Here is a 15,323-nt window from a genome sequence, read left to right as displayed (position 1 = left end):
AATATGAATAATTTACAACTTACCGTTTTGTTAAACGCCATTGATAAAATGAGTGCGCCGATGAAAAACGCCTCCAAAAGCGTGAATGCACTTTCTGAACAGTTAAAACAGAGTAAGTCTGCTTTGAGAGATCTTGAAAAAGTACAAAATCAAATGGGGGCTTTTTCGCGCACAACAGAAAACATAAAAAAAAGCACGGAGGCTATCGACAAACACGCTAAAAAATTAGACAACTTGCGCAATAAAATTTCAAAAATGAAAGATGACCGCGTGAATTTAAAAGGAAAAATTAAAGATGCGGAACTTTATCATGCTAAATTAATTTCTCAAGGGGATGTGGTTTCCGCTTTAGGCGTTCGTGCAAGAATTAGTGATTTGACAAAACAATATGAAAGATTAAAAGGGGATATTGGTTCAACAAGGAAAAAAATCACTCAAGCAGATTCCACTTGGAAAGCAAGTCGCCGAGAAAAAGCGCAACAATTACTTCAACTTCGTGATTTAAAAAGAAGACTCAAAGAAATTGGGGTTGATACTAAAAACTTTGCACAACATGAGGGAACATTAGCTGAAAAAATCAAAATGGCAAATACGGCGATTGAGAAACAAAAGTCTGCGCTTGAAAAAGCTAATCGCGCCAAAGCCAGGAATGATAAATATCAAGCTCAAGTATCATGGCTAAAAGATAAAAGTGACCGCATGGCTAATTTCGGTCAGAAAACAATGATTAGTGGGGTGGCAACTGCCGGATTATTAGCAAAGCCGACACAAGAATTTGCAGCTGCAGAACGTGCAGCCACAAATTTAAAAGTGGCAATGATGGATAAAGACGGCAAAGTATCCGACAGTTATGAAAAAATCAATCAACTTGCGACCGAGTTAGGAAATAGATTGCCGGGCACAACCGCTGATTTTAAAGATTTAATGACCATGCTTATTCGTCAAGGGATGGGGGTTGACACCATTCTTGGCGGCACTGGCGAAGCTGCGGCTTATTTATCCGTTCAGCTTGAAATGCCACCGAAACAAGCTGCTGAATTTGCCGCCAAAATGCAAGATGCTACACGCACTACCGAAAAAGACATGATGGGCCTGATGGACGTGATTCAGAAAGGTTTTTATGCAGGCGTGGACCCGACCAATATGTTAGGCGCTTTTAAAAACCTTGGTTCTGCAATGGATATGATTAAAATCAAAGGATTAAACGGCGCGAAAGTGCTTGCTCCATTTGTGGCAATGTTCGACCAAGCCGGCATGGACGGTTCGGCATCAGGTAATGCTATGCGTAAAGTATTGCAACGAGGTATGGATACAGGGAGCATTGGAAAGGAACTGAAAAAGCTGAAAAAATCAGGCATGATTTCAAAAGGATTCGATATTGATTTTACTGATGGCAAAGGCGAATTTGGCGGCTTTGATCATATGTTCAAAGAATTGGAAAAACTCAAAAAACTCGATACGGAATCACGTAATAAAATTATCAAACAAGTGTTTGGTGATGATGCCGAAGTCAATATGGTGCTTTCTACTATAATTGAAAAAGGCAAGGCAGGTTATGAAGAATTTGCCGTAAAAATGGAAAAACAAGCGGAGTTACGTAAACGCGTGGATGAACAACTTCGCACACTATCTAACGTTTGGGAAGCTGCAACCGGTACCTTTACTAATTTACTCGTAGAAATCGGTTCAACTTATGCACCACAGCTCAAAGCCTTAATAGATGAATTTGGCGCTTTAGCTGAAAAAGCGATGAACTGGGTTAAGGCTAACCCGGAATTAGTCGGTAGTTTTGCCAAATTTATTGCTATTGGCGGTGCGACGATGATTGTAGTCGGTGGATTGTCTACTTTATTAAGCTATACACTGTATCCTGTGGCGCGTTTAGGTCTTGGATTTGCAAAATTAACCGGCATTAATACCCTCCTAGCAAAAAGTTTTAACAATACAACAAAAACCGCGATCACCTCTAACAAACATCTCTTTTCATTCAGAGGATGGAAATCGGTTTTTCAATTCGCTTTGTCCAGTGTAGGAGAGTTTATCGGGAAAACCCGTCTCAAGACATCTCAATCAGCTCGCTATCGCAATCTCACCAACTGGCACAATGAACACATTCTTTGGGCAACAAACAGGCGAAATTGTCAGCGTTTACCCTATCTAAGGATTTATATGACAGCACAATATTTCACAGTATTAACCAACTACGGCACACAAGCTTTTGCAAAAGCTTTAGCAACTAATCAGCCGCTTATATTATCAAGCTTTGCAGTGGGCGATGGTAACGGACAAGCCGTTACACCAACAGCAGACCGCACAGCGTTGGTGAAAGAGACACACCGCGCAAATATCAGCGCCGTGTCACTCGATCCACGCAACAATAAGCAAATCATCATTGAATTAACCATTCCGGAAGATGTGGGCGGGTTTTATATCCGAGAAATGGGCGTTTTCGATAGCACAAACAAATTAGTGGCTTATGCAAATGCGCCTGAAAGCTTTAAGCCAAGACTCGAAAGCGGAAGCGGCAAAGTACAAGTGTTGCGGATGATTTTAAAAGTAAGCAATTCCCAAGCCGTTACATTAAGCATTGATAATTCGGTAATCTTTGTTACACGTCAGCAATTAACTCCACAAAAAATCACATCATCAACCACAAACGGATTTGATGAAAGCGGGCATACACACGAAATCGAAAAAGCCGACACAACAAAAGCGGGAATTGTACAACTCACAAATGACACAGGGCTTGACAGTGATAAGCTAGGATTATCAGCAAGAGCAGGCAAAAAACTGGCACAGCTAATCAGCAAGGTTCAACTCGCCCTTGGTAATTACATTCCAAACAACAAAAAATCAAATTCAGTCACTAGCAACAGCAATGACAATGTAGCGACATCATCAGCAGTTAAAATTGCTTATGATAAAGGAGTTGAAGCAAAAACTGCAGCAGATAACGCACAGCGTTCTGCCGATAATGCTAACACCAATGCAAACGGTAGAGTTTCTAAAAGCGGAGATGTGATTGACGGCGATTTTAGAATTAATGGCCAAAATGGAAGTTGGAGCAAGATTCAGTTTGGTTCTAAAATAGGCTTGTGGGAATTAGAAGTTCATCCAGATTCACATACTTCAGAAAACCGCCGATTCAATATGAAGTATAACGGAGATAAGGTAGTTTACTTGTCATTCCCAACTATCGGGGATAACAGTGAAATAGTCGCATATAGAAGTTGGGTTGAAACTAGATCAACACCGTGGAACAAGATATATGGGAAACCTGCATTCGCGACTAGATGGCCGACCGCAGCCGAACAAGGATATTCATATTATTTAGGTAAAACAGGTTGGATAAAGCTTCCTAGCGGGTTAATTATTCAATGGGGTCAAACACCCGTAAATCACAATGGGAAAAGCACCGATATTGTTTTCCCAATCGCATTCCCGATTCAGGTTATTAATATTCAATTAACTGAAAATCAAATGCGTACCGTTGCAGAGAACGCCACACACCTAGTAGCGCTTGATGTAACTAATACAAAATTTACATTCAAAATGAACTCAACCGGACATACTAACACATCGGCATATTGGTTTGCTATTGGATATTAACGAGGTTTAAAAATGTACTTTTACGACAAAGAAACGAACGGATTTTATATTGACGGTATTCATGAAATTCCAAAAGGTGCAATAGAAATCACGGACGAAACCTACCGCACTTTATTAGATGGACAAGCCGCCGGTAAGCAAATTATTGCCAATAAGCAAGGTGATCCAGTTTTAGTTGACCCACAACCCAGTGAGACACATGTGTTAAATCCTAACAGCTTACAATGGGAAATTTCAGCCGAAAAACAAACCGCACTTTTAGCACAACAAAAAGAAGATTTACTCAATAAGTTAGCGGACAAATCCGACCAACTTAAAAATATCCTACTGGCAGGGTATCCACAAACGGAAATCGAAAGTTTTTACCGTCAGGAAAAAGAGGCTCTTGCATGGCAAGCCGACCACAGTACACCCACACCAATGCTTGCACAAATTGCGCGTGTACGTGGTGTGCCACTGGATATGCTAATTAGCAAAGTGATTGAAAAATCCGCTCAGTTTTCTGTGGTTATTGGCATCATTATTGGGCAACGTCAGGCATTTGAAGACCGTTTGCTGGCTTTAAAAACACCCGAGGAATTAACCGCACTTGAACAGGAGATTGAGCAATGGCAATTCCAAACAAATTAACACGCTATGGCTATCACGTTATTATCGCCTTAGACCAGTTGTTTAACGCCTTAACAGGTGGCGCAGCAGATGAAACTCTTTCTAGCCGCACTTATCGCGGTGCCATGTTAGCCGAGCAACCAAAAAAACGTTGGCGTGTGTTGTATCGTTTGATTAACGGCCTTTTCTTTGACCGCAATCACTGTAAAACGGCCTATGAAAGCGAGATTTCGGGCAAACAACATGATGAACGCTTTAAGGCGGTGCAACATGACTGATATTATCTTTAACTGGATTCGCGGAGATGATGAAGCGGAAACCTTAGTTTTTACCGAAGAAAACGGCGAACCCTTAGATTTTCCCGGCAGTCGATTTGATTGCGATATCGTGCCTTTAGGCAGTGCAAGCGAGAAGATTTGCCTATCAGGTTGGCAAAGATATTACCCAATTACAAGAGGCTGTAGCAGCATTACAAGCCGCCGCTACCGCTCAACAGGGGACAAAAACCAAATGGGTGCAAAAAGTGACGGCTAAACCAGGTACGGTTTTTGGCGGGACGGTAAAAATCAAAGTCAATCCTAACCTGGTCAATAAAATTTGTGCTGTTAAACAGGGGCATTATGCTCCAACATTTGAACAGTTGGATGACTATTTTGAAATACCAAAAGATGAAGATGCTTTTCCGGTTTATTTTATTGCCATTGCAGACCAAGAGGGACATGTGGATTTTGAGACTGAGGTGGGGTGATAAAAATAACGGCGGGTAATTCCGCCGTTTTTATCCGTCCGCCTCTACCTCATCGCCCTTTGTTAGTTTAAATACCACAACGCCAGTCGCTACCACTGGCTTTTAAATCCTTACAAAATAGCCCTATCTCTCAACAACAGGGCTAAAATTATGTCTGATGAATATCTCCATGGGGTCAAGGTAACGGAAATTTCCGAAGCCTTGCGAACACTCACCACATCATCCACTGCAGTTATCGGTTTAGTGGCAACCGCACCAGATGCAGATGCATCGGTTTTCCCACTCAACAAACCCACTCTTTTAACTGGAATCACAGCCGAAATGCAAGCCAAAGCAGGTAAAAAAGGCACGCTATCTCGTGCGCTAGATGGCATTGCGGACATTGTGAATTGTAAAGTTGTCGTCATTCGCGTGGAAGAAAACGAAGATGAAAGCACCATGAAAGCCAATGTGATCGGTTCAGTCGATAACGAAGGCAATTACACTGGCTTAAAAGCGTTCCTCGTGTCTGCTGCAGTTTGTGGCGTTAAACCTCGTATTTTCTGTATCCCGAAATATGACAGCCAAGATGTAACCACTGAATTGTTAAGCGTAGCGAAAAAGCTCAATGGCTTTGTGTATGCCTCTTGCGGCACAGCAAAAACCAAAGAAGAAGCCGTGACATACGGCCGCAATTTCTCACAACGTGAATTAATGCTGATTTTCGGTGATTTCTTATCATTTAACCCAAACACCAAACAAACCGAAGTGGATTATGCCGTTGTTCGTGCTGCCGCAATGCGTGCATATCAAGATAAAGAATACGGCTGGCACACCTCAATTTCAAACAAAGGTTTAACTGGCGTGGAAGGTTTCACCAAGCCACTTTCATTTGATATTAACGACAGTGCAACCGACGTGAATTATCTCAACGAACAAGGCATTACTTGTTGTGTCTATCACAATGGCTTTAAGTTCTGGGGATTACGCACTCGTTCGGCTGACAAATTATTTATCTACGAAAACTACACTCGCACGGCACAAGTGTTGAAAGACACCATTGCACAATCCTTTGACTGGGCGATGGATAAAGACATCTCCGTGAATCTTGTAAAAGAAATCGTAGAAGCGATCAACGCAAAATGGCGTGAATATGTGACGCAAGGTTATTTAATCGGTGGCAAAGCATTTATCAATGCCAACCTCAATACTGCCGCAACCTTAAAAGATGCAAAATTGCTTGTATCTTATAAATACTGCCCTGTTCCACCGTTAGAACAACTTGGCTTTAACCAATATATCAGCGATGAATACCTTGTGGAATTTGCCGCAAACATTGCAAAAGTAGGAGCGTAAAAAATGGCATTACCTCGTAAACTCAAATTAATGAATTTTTTGGCTGACGGTAATTCTTACCGTGGCCAAGTCACCGAAATCACCCAACCTAAATTGGCGATGAAACTGGAAGAATACCGTGCAGGCGGCATGTTTGGCCCAGTAAAAGTGAATTTAGGCGTAGAAGGCTTGGAAGCGCAATTCAAGATGGGCGGTTATATGACCGAACTTATCAAAGAATTTGGCAGAAAAATTGACGGCACAGCATTACGTTTTGCGGGAGCCTATCAACAAGATGACACCGAAGAAGTGGTTTCAATTGAACTGGTGATGCGTGGTCGTTTTGGAGAGATTGACAACGGCACAAGTAAATCAGGCGATGACACCGAACAAAGCTACACCGTGCCATTAACCTACTACAAAATCATCGAAAACGGCAAAGACCTTGTGGAAATTGACTTAATCAATTCCGTTTTCATTGTCGGTGGCGTTGATCGTCTCGCAGAACATCGCGCAGCAATCGGCATTTAATTCACACACACCTTGCCCCGAAAGGGGCTTTTATTAAATCCCCCTCCCCTCTTTACAAAAAGAGGGATTTTAAAGGAAACATAAAATGAAAACAGAAAACACCAAAATCATCACGTTAACCAACCCAATTACTCGTGGCGAAAATCAAATCACGGAAATCACCGTCAATAAACCAACGGTACCCGCATTAAAAGGCTTAAAAATGTTTGATGTGTTGCAAATGGATGTGGACGCATTACAAGTGTTACTTGTACGTGTCACCACACCTGTTTTACACAAATCCGACTTTGTCACTATGGAAGTGGCGGATTTTACCGAGCTTGCTGCGGCGGCTGTCGGTTTTTTAGGGAAGAACTCGGAAGTGGAAACCGAAGCGACCGAATAATGATTGCCGCCACGGTAGAAGATGCCATGGCGGACATTGCACTGATTTTTCATTGGCCACCACAAGCCTTTGAGCAAATGACATTTTCCGAATTAATGCAATGGCGAGAAAAAGCAAGAGAACGAAATGAAACAGAAACTGATTGATTATTTATTAAATATGCCACGGTATATTGTATGGCGTGGAATCTTCATTCTTTCCATTAACTTTTGGTTGCTTGTGATTTTCGGCATTGCATTTCTCTTTCGCTAATTCATCAAGTGCGGTCAGAAATCACGGGATTTTTGACCGCATTTTTCTTTAGGATAGAACATGAAATCAATTCTAATCTTCTTTTTCTATTTTTTATCAATTATTGCCGTCACAGGGTACGCCACTTTTTTGATGTATCACAACATTGACGGGTGGGGTTGGATTATTTTTATTGATGTTTTATTGGCATTAATGACAGTCAAAGTTAAGGAAGAAAAATAATGTTCCAAAACTTCGCACTTGCCACATTGGGCATGTTTGTGTTCACTCGGAAAAGTGGTGACAACTACAATTTCTCCATTGCCGAAAGTGAAAACTACAAAGCCGTACGGGCATATTGGCACGATACGGACACAGGCAAACGTGGTGAAATTACGGTGGATGAAAACACCAAGATAGTGAAAAAACAGCGTATGACAAAAGGCAGAACGCTGAAAAACGGCACAGTGAAAGGCAGACGATTAAGCAAACGCAAATACAACACTATTGAGCAACAAGAGCCAATCACCAGTGATAATGCGCAAATAAAATCACTCCGCCACACTTATGCAAGCGAAAGAACCGCCATCAACGCCGCCAAATCCGCCTTTGACAAACTCAAACGAGGCGTGGCAACATTTAGCCTTAATCTCGCCTTTGGTGAACCTGATCTAATGCCAGAAACGCCGATTGAGCTTTCAGGCTTTAAAGCAGAAATTGATGCCACAAATTGGTTGATCACAAGAGTGACGCACAATCTTTCAGACGCTGGATTTACCAGTCAAATTGAATGTGAATTGAAAGTGGAAGATGAAGAAGTGGACGTGAAGAAAGTGAAAAAATAAAGCCCTCAAATGAGGGCTTATATCATCGATTTTTATTTAATAACATTTTCATAATTTGTGATACTCGCTTCTTTGCCTGTTCTCTTTGAACGGTCAAAATTACGAAAACAACAAATAGCGCAAAATTTGAAATCACAAATATTACCATACCATGTTTTGAATCGTAGAAATGAGAGCGTATATTAATAATAAGATTGAATACCCAACCCAATAGCAGTGATGTTCGCCAAGTTCCATAAGAATCATAACTGCTCTTTTCTAAATTATAAAGATTAAGTAAGTCATTGTTTGTCATAAGCACCCCGCACATAAATAAAATGTGGGGGTATTATATAACATCCATAGAGGTAACTTTTGCCGGTTGCTTGTCGTCTTTTTCTTCACTAGCTTGAGACTTTAAAGACTTAATTTCATCTAAGATAACATTATTCTGCTCTTTAAGTTCTTTTAATTCTTCTTGTTGTTGCTCAATCATCTCTATTATTTGTTCTTGTTGGTGATCATCAAATATATAATCAAGCCCCTTTTCTGCTGCATATCCAGAAAGGAAAATGAATATTGGAATCAAAACAGAAATGACTTTATGGTTATTTTGATATATTTGATAGATTGCAAACCACAGGGAATCAAAAGTCTCTTTAAAAGAATGAGTTTGATCATCTTCAATTTGCTCAAGATTTTTTATATTAATAAGCAAAGAATTAAAGGCATCTTCTGATGCAACATCATCAATGTTTAATGCTGTCTTAAGTTGAACAAGCACATCTTGAATCTGTTTTATTTCAGGCGGTAAAGAAAAACCGATCAATTCATCGCCAAGAGTATGGAACGCAATCAATTCTTTTATATTGGCCAGTTCTGGGATTGGTGGGAGTAGATTAAGGCTAACGCTGCCTGAAAGATCTTGCAAGCTAACGATGTTTTTTTGTAAAGCGGCAATATTACTCGGCAAACTATACCCAATAATATTGCCATTTAGCGTTTTAATTGAATCCATATTTATTTTCGGCAGACATTCTCACAAGGCACGCCATCGTGGTCACGGTCCAGGCGGCTTTCACCACATTCGTTTAAATGAAATTTAGCTTCAGCGCAAGAACTCATCTCTTTGCAATATTTACTGTCAGCACAACTAAACTGTTCTGCATCTGCTTTTTTACTTTTGGCAAAAGTTGCTGTTGGGAAAACAAAAGAAAGTACGGTTAGAATTAAGAGAAGTTTTTTCATTGAATACTCCTTATTCAAAAATTACCGGTTGTTTTTCTAGTTTTTCAATTGAAAAGAAACTCAAGCCACCTAGGTTTTTATGTACGTTCATTTCAACTTTATGACCATCAACTTCTTGAACTTCTTTAATCGAGCCTTTTGCCTTACTTACTTGTTTACCAATTTTATCAATCATACTGGTTGCAACTTTGAATGTTTTGTCAGGACTAGGTGTAGCAAGAACAGATACGCTAAGAACAGATAGAGCTTGTAAGATATATTCTTGACTATTTGAAAAAGCAAATTGAGCGGTGACTTTAATAATTTTATTATCTGGAGTTACAGTCAAATGGATTGCAGAAATATCGGAAAGGGAAAGTGTTCGTTCGGTATTGCCGTCATTGAGTTCATGAGAGTTATCCTTCACAAAAGAAACACCCAGCGTCTTACCAATTTCAATTAATTTTGAGTAAATTAAGTCTGCTTGCACATTAAGCGGCTGTGGCACCATTTTATATGGTGTCTCAATCTTTCCAGTTAAAAGTGATTTTAAAATTTGTGACTGATAATCACTCGAAGTGAATTTTTGTGCTTTTTTAGAAGGAGTAAAACCTAAAATGACCCATTCAGAATCTTTGTCAAAACTCACATAATCATCAAAATCTTTCATTCCACTAAATGTTTGTAAAGTTTTTAATGCTTGTTCTCGAGTGATTTTCCCCTTTATAGCTTTATATCCTTTGCCGTAAGGTTTATTCCCTTCTTTTACTGGCTCCAAGGTTATCTCTATCTCATTTTCATTTGTATAAGCAAAAAACTGATATACCGCAAGAATAAAACGGTGTTCCAGTAATTGTTTTACATCATCAACAGATAATGCGGCACCTGTATCTTCTTTTAATGTTACTTTTAATGGAGATTTAGCATTGATCACTAATGTCTTATCTTCGGAGTTGTAATCTGAACCGTTTTCAAAAGCATCAAGTGGATTTTTGTAAATTACTCGCCCTTTTTCAGTTTTAGTAAATGGGACATCAATATATTTCTCTGGTATGACTGCTTTTATTTCAGATGTCTTTTGTTCAGTATTAACAGCGGATACTTCAGTTTGCTTAGGTTGGTTAGATTGAGATGATTCAGTGGATTTGTCATCACACCCCATAACAGCCATGGCACATAATGTTAAAGCGAATAGTTTTTTCATTGCGGTATCTCCCCTGTTTCAATCATTGTTTTGAATTCATTTTCATCAAGCAAAATCGCACCAACATCTATTGCAGAATTGATTTTTGTCGGTCCTGCATTATCACCCATAATAAGAAAATTAAGGTTTTTGGTAACAGTTTTACGCACTTTGAAATCGTGGATTTCGGCAAGGGTTTCTAAATATTTCCGATCTACTTTTGAAAAGCCGGTAAAACAAATTTCAAGCTGACTTGATGTGTATTTGCTAGATAATTTGGATTGATATTGATTTTTTCGAATTCCACGTTGTTCTAACCACTCATCTACAGTATAAAATTCACCATTTTGTTCAATTAATCCATCTATACGATCAAGACGAAAAGTTCTATTATCCCCTGCTATATAACAATAACCTTCAATATAAACATCATCGGTATAATCCACTCGCACTTCTCGATGCTTAGTGTCACCGTCTGCATTCGTATATGTAAACTCAATAATGTTTTTACCTTGTGTACGAAATCTTGAATTTGAACTATCTAAAGAATTAGATTCAAATGATAAAATAGATGCAGAAGATGAAACATCACTTGTTTTTGTTTCTTTCTGCTTTTTCAATTCATCACCTTTGCCAAAAACGCCTATTGATAAGACAAATGCAACAAATGCAATAAAATAATGTTCCGTTGTGGCGAAGGCATAAAACAATCCCATGAACAACCAACCAAGAATCACCGCAGGAGGCGCTGAAGCCAATCGAGTCCATTCGGCTTTTAGGAGGAAAATATAATAAAAGCCGTAAGTCGCTGCTACAAAAACTAAAAATGCTAGAAATCCCGTCATTTTATCACCACTTCCGCCACTTCATCGGCATGCTGAATACTACTCTGCCGTGGATAAATACATCGTCATCTTGCGTGAATGTCCATTCTTTGTAGGTTGGGTTGTCGGAAATGACGAACATTTCTTTTCCCACTTTTTGCAAACGCTTGATGAATGTTTGGCCGTCAAAGGTGAAAACATAAAGCCCATCGGCGGCAAAGTAATTTTCGGAAATATCCACATAAAGCAAATCACCGCTTTCAAGGGTTGGCGCCATGCTATCCCCTTTCACTGTGATCAACTTCAAATGTTTTGCATCAGCACGTCCGAATTGTTGACGGAAGAACGTTAAATCAAATTCTTGTGAAAGCAAGCCTTGTTCGGTTGGGCTTAAATATGCCCCGTTTCCGGCACTTGCTTCCACGTCCAAAATATCAATCCGCACTGTGTTTGGGTTTTGCGGTTCGCTCACTTCTACAATGCGATAAGACGGATCTGGGTCGCCTTCACCTGTTTTTAACCAATGCGGATCCACATTAAGTGCGGTTGCAATTTCTAAGATTTTTTTAGGGTTTCTAGTTTCGCCACTCAAAATCTTAAAAACAGAAGGCTGCTTAATACCGATTAATCTTGCCAATTCCGCTTGGGATATGCCTTTTTCATACATTAATGAAGTTAAGCGTTCAGATAAAGTTGCCATAATTTCTCCTATATTTTGATTTTATAACTAAAGCTATAGAAAATAAATTTTCATTTAGCTATTGACTATGGATAGTTAAACCTATAATCTATAGCTAAAACTTAGTTATAGGAAATTATTTATGAATGTTTTTATAGTTAAAGCAATAGAAAAAGCTGGCGGGCAATCAGCATTAGCTAAAAAATGCGGCGTTAGTCAGCCAACCGTAAATCAGTGGCTAAAGGGTGGAAAAATGGATGTGAAATATATCCCCGCCATTATCAAAGCAACAGAAGGCAAAGTAAGAGCCGAAGATTTACGCCCTGATGTGGATTGGGCAGTGATTCGGAATAGTTAAATAGAAAAGGTGGTGTGTATGTGTGAAACAATTAATCTAACGGCGGAAGAACTCGCAATTCGCGAGCCAAGTGTTCATCTAGTGAGAGTGCTAACGCAAATAATCCGCGAGCTTGTTGTGGACGTTTCTCTTTTGCCAGTTCAAGGCAATAGCAATGAATGTGATAAGCAAGTTCCTTGTGGGTTATCAACTTCGCAGACATTACTGCTTGATAGATTGGCAAAATGGTCTGCTTACAAAAATGCTGGATTGGCGTATTGCAATACATTGCTCGAACAAGGCTTTGCAGCAGACAAAACGCTGTACTATCTCGCTTGTCCCGAGAAATTTGTCGAAGTCTCTCAAGTTCTAGATCAATTATGTTCTGATTACCGGGATGAAATGGGTCATTTGCGTAGTAATCCATTAGACACTCCTTTATTTACTGCACTTTCTTACTATGCTGGCACGCTGGCAACGTACAGTATTCAGCTTATTGTGGCATTAGAGAAATTTAAGCATAACACTGAATCGATTAAATGGGAAACCAATGAAAATGTTTTTGCCGATGTGATGGAAATTGTTAGACGTTATCAACCAATTAAAAAATAAAGGTGGAAAAAGTGAAAGTTAATGTTAAATGCCCGAAATGCGGTTCAGAAAATATCTATGTGCGAACCTCAGAAAGATTATCAAAGTTAACCACGCAAACATTTGGCTATTGCAGTGGCTGTCGTGAGTGTCGTTTTAAAGTGATTAGTGAGATTGTCGAAGTTGAAACCGCAAGCTTTGAAACCAATCAGCAAGCCATGTTAGGCAGTAAGCCATTAGACGAGACGGACACTCGACAAGTCGAAATTCCAACCGATTAATTCTTAATTTTTAAACATTAATTTAAAGCCAGTCGTTTGAAGAAATTCATGCGACAGGATTTTTGCAACCAAAATTTAGGGAGAACCAGAAAATGTCACGTAAAAACTATGTGTACGACAACGGCAAATGTGCTGCACTGTTCTTTTAATGCTTCTGCGGCTTGTTTTTGCTCAAATTCGTGCGGGTCAATCTTATTGGCTAAAAGTTGGCGGAATTCAAATGCTTTTTGGCGAGCATCTTTAAGCGATACTGCAGGGAAAGTGCCGATGGTTTTTTCTGTGCGTTTTAATGTGTAGGGGCGTTTATAATTAAACACCCACGTTTTCACCCCGTTGGGCTTGACGACAAGTTTCAGCCCTTCCCCATCGAATAAATAATAGATCTTTTCTGCCGCTTTGGCGTTGTTTACCTGTGCAATGGTTAGCTGCTTGATGATTTTTGCCATGGTAGGAATTTCATAAAATGGTAGTAAGATTTTGCGCATTGTAAGTTCTTACTTCCATTTTTACTACTAAAAATTGCGATCGTTCGTGAAATTAACTGATCTTTTGAGCAGTATTAAGACACTAAATAAAAACGGTCAAACTATTGATTTTTCAATAAATTTGACCGTTTGTGATCTTTTATGATGTTGTTTAGTGGTGGGCTGGCGTTATCTGAATTGTTGTTTGTAAGCCTTGTTATTGCTAGATCTGTGCAATTTGGTTTTTACTCCGTATAACTAAACGTATAACTAAAATCTAAAGTGCCTATAAAAATGGCGGTAATAGGGAGGTTTCTTAACGCTATAAAAAAGAGGTTTTCGGGAATTATAAAAAAGCGATTTAAGCAGAAGATGATGATGGTTAGAAATGCGAAAAATTGGCAATCTCCGCGCGCCCGTTACCCCGTGGAAAAGGGTATCCCTTCAGGAGTACCTTTTATTCAATGGGGAATAAGTCCGTTTTTAGTCGCCGTTATCTGTCATCATAAAATCTTAATTTTGCGGTTGTAAAAATTGAGTTGAATGTACGGTTTTGACAGGTAAGCCCATAGCGATTTTACCCCTCGCGCGCGCGTACTGGTCGCAAAACTCAATAAAAAAACGCCTAAAAGTAGGCGTTCTATCATTAATAGCGTTGATGATTGATTATTATATCCCAGCGATAAGCTCAAAGGTTTGCGGTGCTTTATCCACCATACGCAACAATAAAGAGGCGTGTGCGCTAGGTTTGGTTTTACCTTGCTCCCAGCCTTGATAGGTTCTTACACTGGTTCGTAACTTCTGCGCAAAGACAGCTTGAGAAAGGTTTAATTTCTCTCTAATTGCTTTCACTTCCTCTGCCGTAATGCTTGCGGGTTCGATTCGTTCGCGCGTTTCTGTGCGGAGTGTGATTTTACCTTGTAAATGTTGCTCAAGAGCTTGCGCGCCTTCCATTAAATCATCAAATAAACGGCTCATTCTTTCCCCCTTGCCATTGCTTTCAAATTCTCTAATACAACTTTAAATGCGCGTTTCTCGCTTTCGTTTAAGTCTGCTTTTTCACCTTTTCCGTAAGCACTAAAAAGCCATATTTGCGCACCGTCTAAAAAGTAGTAATAAATCACCCTTGCGCCACCACGTTTGCCTTTATTTCTCTCACTATCGGCAATTCTAATCTTTCTCAATCCGCCTGTATTTTGTATCACATCGCCTTTTTCGGGGTTTTCTAATAGCTCATTCTGAAAAGTCCGATATTCATCATCAGATAAATGTGCTTTTCTATAACGCTCAAAGGGCGGTAATTCAATAAACGATAGTTTCACGATAAATAGGCTAAATATTATTTGCTGCTCATTATACGCTTTAAGGGTATGAAGTAAATATTTTATTGCTCATTTCCTCGCGCGCGTGCGCGTACTGATGACAAAACTCAATAAAAAAGGCTCAATGTACTGCATCAAGCCTTTATTTATCCTTGATTAATTAT

Annotated in this window: 22 protein-coding genes and 3 pseudogenes; 16 read left to right on the top strand and 9 right to left on the bottom strand. The window is 39.5% G+C overall.

The features are described 5' to 3' along the window. Window positions 1–3: 3 nt before the first annotated feature. From ACXVWP_RS09390 to ACXVWP_RS09330, 13 genes and pseudogenes are all read left to right on the top strand, one after another. Window positions 4–1,797 (top strand): annotated as a pseudogene (locus ACXVWP_RS09390) (phage tail tape measure protein); the annotation flags it as partial. Window positions 1,798–2,047: 250 nt separating this feature from the next. Then, a pseudogene (locus ACXVWP_RS09385) lies at window positions 2,048–2,161 on the top strand (phage tail protein I); the annotation flags it as partial. A gap of 8 nt (window positions 2,162–2,169) precedes the next feature. Beyond that, a complete protein-coding gene (locus ACXVWP_RS09380; RefSeq protein WP_458473378.1) occupies window positions 2,170–3,609 on the top strand; it encodes a phage tail protein in 1,440 nt (479 codons plus the stop codon). A gap of 12 nt (window positions 3,610–3,621) precedes the next feature. Further along, window positions 3,622–4,239, top strand: coding sequence for a hypothetical protein (locus ACXVWP_RS09375; RefSeq protein ID WP_297567555.1), 618 nt, complete (start codon window positions 3,622–3,624; stop codon window positions 4,237–4,239). After that, window positions 4,218–4,496, top strand: a complete 279-nt coding sequence (locus ACXVWP_RS09370; RefSeq protein WP_297567558.1) for a DNA helicase UvrD — start codon at window positions 4,218–4,220, stop codon at window positions 4,494–4,496. The genes ACXVWP_RS09375 and ACXVWP_RS09370 overlap by 22 nt, the downstream gene beginning before the upstream one ends. After that, entirely contained in the window at window positions 4,489–4,752 is a 264-nt protein-coding gene (locus tag ACXVWP_RS09365) for a hypothetical protein (protein WP_297567561.1), read from the top strand. The genes ACXVWP_RS09370 and ACXVWP_RS09365 overlap by 8 nt, the downstream gene beginning before the upstream one ends. Next, entirely contained in the window at window positions 4,742–4,966 is a 225-nt protein-coding gene (locus tag ACXVWP_RS09360) for a hypothetical protein (protein WP_297567563.1), read from the top strand. The genes ACXVWP_RS09365 and ACXVWP_RS09360 overlap by 11 nt, the downstream gene beginning before the upstream one ends. A 150-nt stretch (window positions 4,967–5,116) precedes the next feature. Next, window positions 5,117–6,301: a phage tail sheath subtilisin-like domain-containing protein gene (locus ACXVWP_RS09355; protein ID WP_297567566.1), complete on the top strand. Its 1,185-nt coding sequence runs from the start codon at window positions 5,117–5,119 to the stop codon at window positions 6,299–6,301. A gap of 3 nt (window positions 6,302–6,304) precedes the next feature. Beyond that, a complete protein-coding gene (locus ACXVWP_RS09350; RefSeq protein WP_297567568.1) occupies window positions 6,305–6,811 on the top strand; it encodes a phage major tail tube protein in 507 nt (168 codons plus the stop codon). Window positions 6,812–6,896: 85 nt separating this feature from the next. Further along, window positions 6,897–7,196 carry a phage tail assembly protein gene (locus ACXVWP_RS09345; RefSeq protein WP_112130604.1) on the top strand — a complete coding sequence of 100 codons (300 nt, stop codon included), beginning with the start codon at window positions 6,897–6,899 and terminating at the stop codon, window positions 7,194–7,196. Then, entirely contained in the window at window positions 7,196–7,342 is a 147-nt protein-coding gene (locus ACXVWP_RS09340; RefSeq protein ID WP_289901830.1) for a GpE family phage tail protein, read from the top strand. The genes ACXVWP_RS09345 and ACXVWP_RS09340 overlap by 1 nt, the downstream gene beginning before the upstream one ends. A gap of 166 nt (window positions 7,343–7,508) precedes the next feature. Continuing rightward, window positions 7,509–7,670, top strand: coding sequence for a hypothetical protein (locus tag ACXVWP_RS09335; RefSeq protein ID WP_289901831.1), 162 nt, complete (start codon window positions 7,509–7,511; stop codon window positions 7,668–7,670). A gap of 44 nt (window positions 7,671–7,714) precedes the next feature. Continuing rightward, a pseudogene (locus ACXVWP_RS09330) lies at window positions 7,715–8,272 on the top strand (phage late control D family protein); the annotation flags it as partial. Window positions 8,273–8,294: 22 nt separating this feature from the next. Here the strand turns inward: ACXVWP_RS09330 and ACXVWP_RS09325 are convergent. The 6 genes from ACXVWP_RS09325 to ACXVWP_RS09300 are packed head-to-tail and all read right to left on the bottom strand — an operon-like array spanning window position 8,295 to window position 12,185. Further along, window positions 8,295–8,567, bottom strand: coding sequence for a hypothetical protein (locus ACXVWP_RS09325; RefSeq protein WP_297567574.1), 273 nt, complete (start codon window positions 8,565–8,567; stop codon window positions 8,295–8,297). Between the two features lie 33 nt (window positions 8,568–8,600). Continuing rightward, window positions 8,601–9,269, bottom strand: coding sequence for a hypothetical protein (locus ACXVWP_RS09320; protein ID WP_297567576.1), 669 nt, complete (start codon window positions 9,267–9,269; stop codon window positions 8,601–8,603). Between the two features lie 2 nt (window positions 9,270–9,271). After that, a complete protein-coding gene (locus ACXVWP_RS09315) occupies window positions 9,272–9,499 on the bottom strand; it encodes an excalibur calcium-binding domain-containing protein (protein ID WP_297567579.1) in 228 nt (75 codons plus the stop codon). 10 nt (window positions 9,500–9,509) lie between these two features. Continuing rightward, window positions 9,510–10,682, bottom strand: coding sequence for a hypothetical protein (locus ACXVWP_RS09310; protein WP_297567582.1), 1,173 nt, complete (start codon window positions 10,680–10,682; stop codon window positions 9,510–9,512). Beyond that, on the bottom strand, window positions 10,679–11,506 hold the full coding sequence (locus ACXVWP_RS09305) for a BRCT domain-containing protein (RefSeq protein ID WP_297567585.1): 828 nt from the start codon (window positions 11,504–11,506) through the stop codon (window positions 10,679–10,681). Before ACXVWP_RS09305 ends, ACXVWP_RS09310 begins: the two co-directional genes overlap by 4 nt. 4 nt (window positions 11,507–11,510) lie before the next feature. Then, window positions 11,511–12,185 (bottom strand): XRE family transcriptional regulator, encoded by a 675-nt coding sequence (locus ACXVWP_RS09300; RefSeq protein ID WP_297567587.1) that lies wholly within the window; start codon window positions 12,183–12,185, stop codon window positions 11,511–11,513. A 121-nt stretch (window positions 12,186–12,306) separates the two neighbouring features. Here ACXVWP_RS09300 and ACXVWP_RS09295 point away from each other — a divergent pair, with 121 nt between their 5' ends. The 3 genes from ACXVWP_RS09295 to ACXVWP_RS09285 are packed head-to-tail and all read left to right on the top strand — an operon-like array spanning window position 12,307 to window position 13,373. Further along, complete coding sequence (locus ACXVWP_RS09295; protein WP_005663372.1) at window positions 12,307–12,522, top strand: helix-turn-helix domain-containing protein; 216 nt, start codon at window positions 12,307–12,309, stop codon at window positions 12,520–12,522. A gap of 18 nt (window positions 12,523–12,540) precedes the next feature. After that, complete coding sequence (locus ACXVWP_RS09290) at window positions 12,541–13,113, top strand: hypothetical protein (protein WP_151485336.1); 573 nt, start codon at window positions 12,541–12,543, stop codon at window positions 13,111–13,113. Window positions 13,114–13,124: 11 nt separating this feature from the next. Then, a complete protein-coding gene (locus ACXVWP_RS09285; protein WP_118879002.1) occupies window positions 13,125–13,373 on the top strand; it encodes an ogr/Delta-like zinc finger family protein in 249 nt (82 codons plus the stop codon). A 95-nt stretch (window positions 13,374–13,468) separates the two neighbouring features. Here ACXVWP_RS09285 and ACXVWP_RS09280 read toward each other — a convergent pair whose 3' ends face one another. The 3 genes from ACXVWP_RS09280 to ACXVWP_RS09270 form a co-directional block, all read right to left on the bottom strand. Further along, complete coding sequence (locus tag ACXVWP_RS09280) at window positions 13,469–13,858, bottom strand: integrase arm-type DNA-binding domain-containing protein (RefSeq protein WP_297567595.1); 390 nt, start codon at window positions 13,856–13,858, stop codon at window positions 13,469–13,471. 648 nt (window positions 13,859–14,506) lie between these two features. Then, window positions 14,507–14,815, bottom strand: a complete 309-nt coding sequence (locus tag ACXVWP_RS09275) for a helix-turn-helix domain-containing protein (RefSeq protein WP_048953974.1) — start codon at window positions 14,813–14,815, stop codon at window positions 14,507–14,509. Next, window positions 14,812–15,159, bottom strand: a complete 348-nt coding sequence (locus ACXVWP_RS09270) for a type II toxin-antitoxin system RelE/ParE family toxin (protein ID WP_048953973.1) — start codon at window positions 15,157–15,159, stop codon at window positions 14,812–14,814. The genes ACXVWP_RS09275 and ACXVWP_RS09270 overlap by 4 nt, the downstream gene beginning before the upstream one ends. Window positions 15,160–15,323: the final 164 nt, after the last annotated feature.

The organism is Haemophilus sp. SZY H56 (assembly GCF_054332415.1).
Note: the sequence above shows the minus strand (reverse complement) of the source record. Positions and strands in the feature narration are given on the sequence as shown.

What these genes read in the sequence shown, in the direction of transcription:
- ACXVWP_RS09380 (WP_458473378.1), top strand. Translation starts at nt 2,170, where the DNA reads ATGACAGCACAATATTTCACAGTATTAACCAACTACGGCACACAAGCT.
- ACXVWP_RS09375 (WP_297567555.1), top strand. Translation starts at nt 3,622, where the DNA reads ATGTACTTTTACGACAAAGAAACGAACGGATTTTATATTGACGGTATT.
- ACXVWP_RS09370 (WP_297567558.1), top strand. Translation starts at nt 4,218, where the DNA reads ATGGCAATTCCAAACAAATTAACACGCTATGGCTATCACGTTATTATC.
- ACXVWP_RS09365 (WP_297567561.1), top strand. Translation starts at nt 4,489, where the DNA reads ATGACTGATATTATCTTTAACTGGATTCGCGGAGATGATGAAGCGGAA.
- ACXVWP_RS09355 (WP_297567566.1), top strand. Translation starts at nt 5,117, where the DNA reads ATGTCTGATGAATATCTCCATGGGGTCAAGGTAACGGAAATTTCCGAA.
- ACXVWP_RS09350 (WP_297567568.1), top strand. Translation starts at nt 6,305, where the DNA reads ATGGCATTACCTCGTAAACTCAAATTAATGAATTTTTTGGCTGACGGT.
- ACXVWP_RS09345 (WP_112130604.1), top strand. Translation starts at nt 6,897, where the DNA reads ATGAAAACAGAAAACACCAAAATCATCACGTTAACCAACCCAATTACT.
- ACXVWP_RS09340 (WP_289901830.1), top strand. Translation starts at nt 7,196, where the DNA reads ATGATTGCCGCCACGGTAGAAGATGCCATGGCGGACATTGCACTGATT.
- ACXVWP_RS09335 (WP_289901831.1), top strand. Translation starts at nt 7,509, where the DNA reads ATGAAATCAATTCTAATCTTCTTTTTCTATTTTTTATCAATTATTGCC.
- ACXVWP_RS09325 (WP_297567574.1), bottom strand. Translation starts at nt 8,567, where the DNA reads ATGACAAACAATGACTTACTTAATCTTTATAATTTAGAAAAGAGCAGT.
- ACXVWP_RS09320 (WP_297567576.1), bottom strand. Translation starts at nt 9,269, where the DNA reads ATGGATTCAATTAAAACGCTAAATGGCAATATTATTGGGTATAGTTTG.
- ACXVWP_RS09315 (WP_297567579.1), bottom strand. Translation starts at nt 9,499, where the DNA reads ATGAAAAAACTTCTCTTAATTCTAACCGTACTTTCTTTTGTTTTCCCA.
- ACXVWP_RS09310 (WP_297567582.1), bottom strand. Translation starts at nt 10,682, where the DNA reads ATGAAAAAACTATTCGCTTTAACATTATGTGCCATGGCTGTTATGGGG.
- ACXVWP_RS09305 (WP_297567585.1), bottom strand. Translation starts at nt 11,506, where the DNA reads ATGACGGGATTTCTAGCATTTTTAGTTTTTGTAGCAGCGACTTACGGC.
- ACXVWP_RS09300 (WP_297567587.1), bottom strand. Translation starts at nt 12,185, where the DNA reads ATGGCAACTTTATCTGAACGCTTAACTTCATTAATGTATGAAAAAGGC.
- ACXVWP_RS09295 (WP_005663372.1), top strand. Translation starts at nt 12,307, where the DNA reads ATGAATGTTTTTATAGTTAAAGCAATAGAAAAAGCTGGCGGGCAATCA.
- ACXVWP_RS09290 (WP_151485336.1), top strand. Translation starts at nt 12,541, where the DNA reads ATGTGTGAAACAATTAATCTAACGGCGGAAGAACTCGCAATTCGCGAG.
- ACXVWP_RS09280 (WP_297567595.1), bottom strand. Translation starts at nt 13,858, where the DNA reads ATGCGCAAAATCTTACTACCATTTTATGAAATTCCTACCATGGCAAAA.
- ACXVWP_RS09275 (WP_048953974.1), bottom strand. Translation starts at nt 14,815, where the DNA reads ATGAGCCGTTTATTTGATGATTTAATGGAAGGCGCGCAAGCTCTTGAG.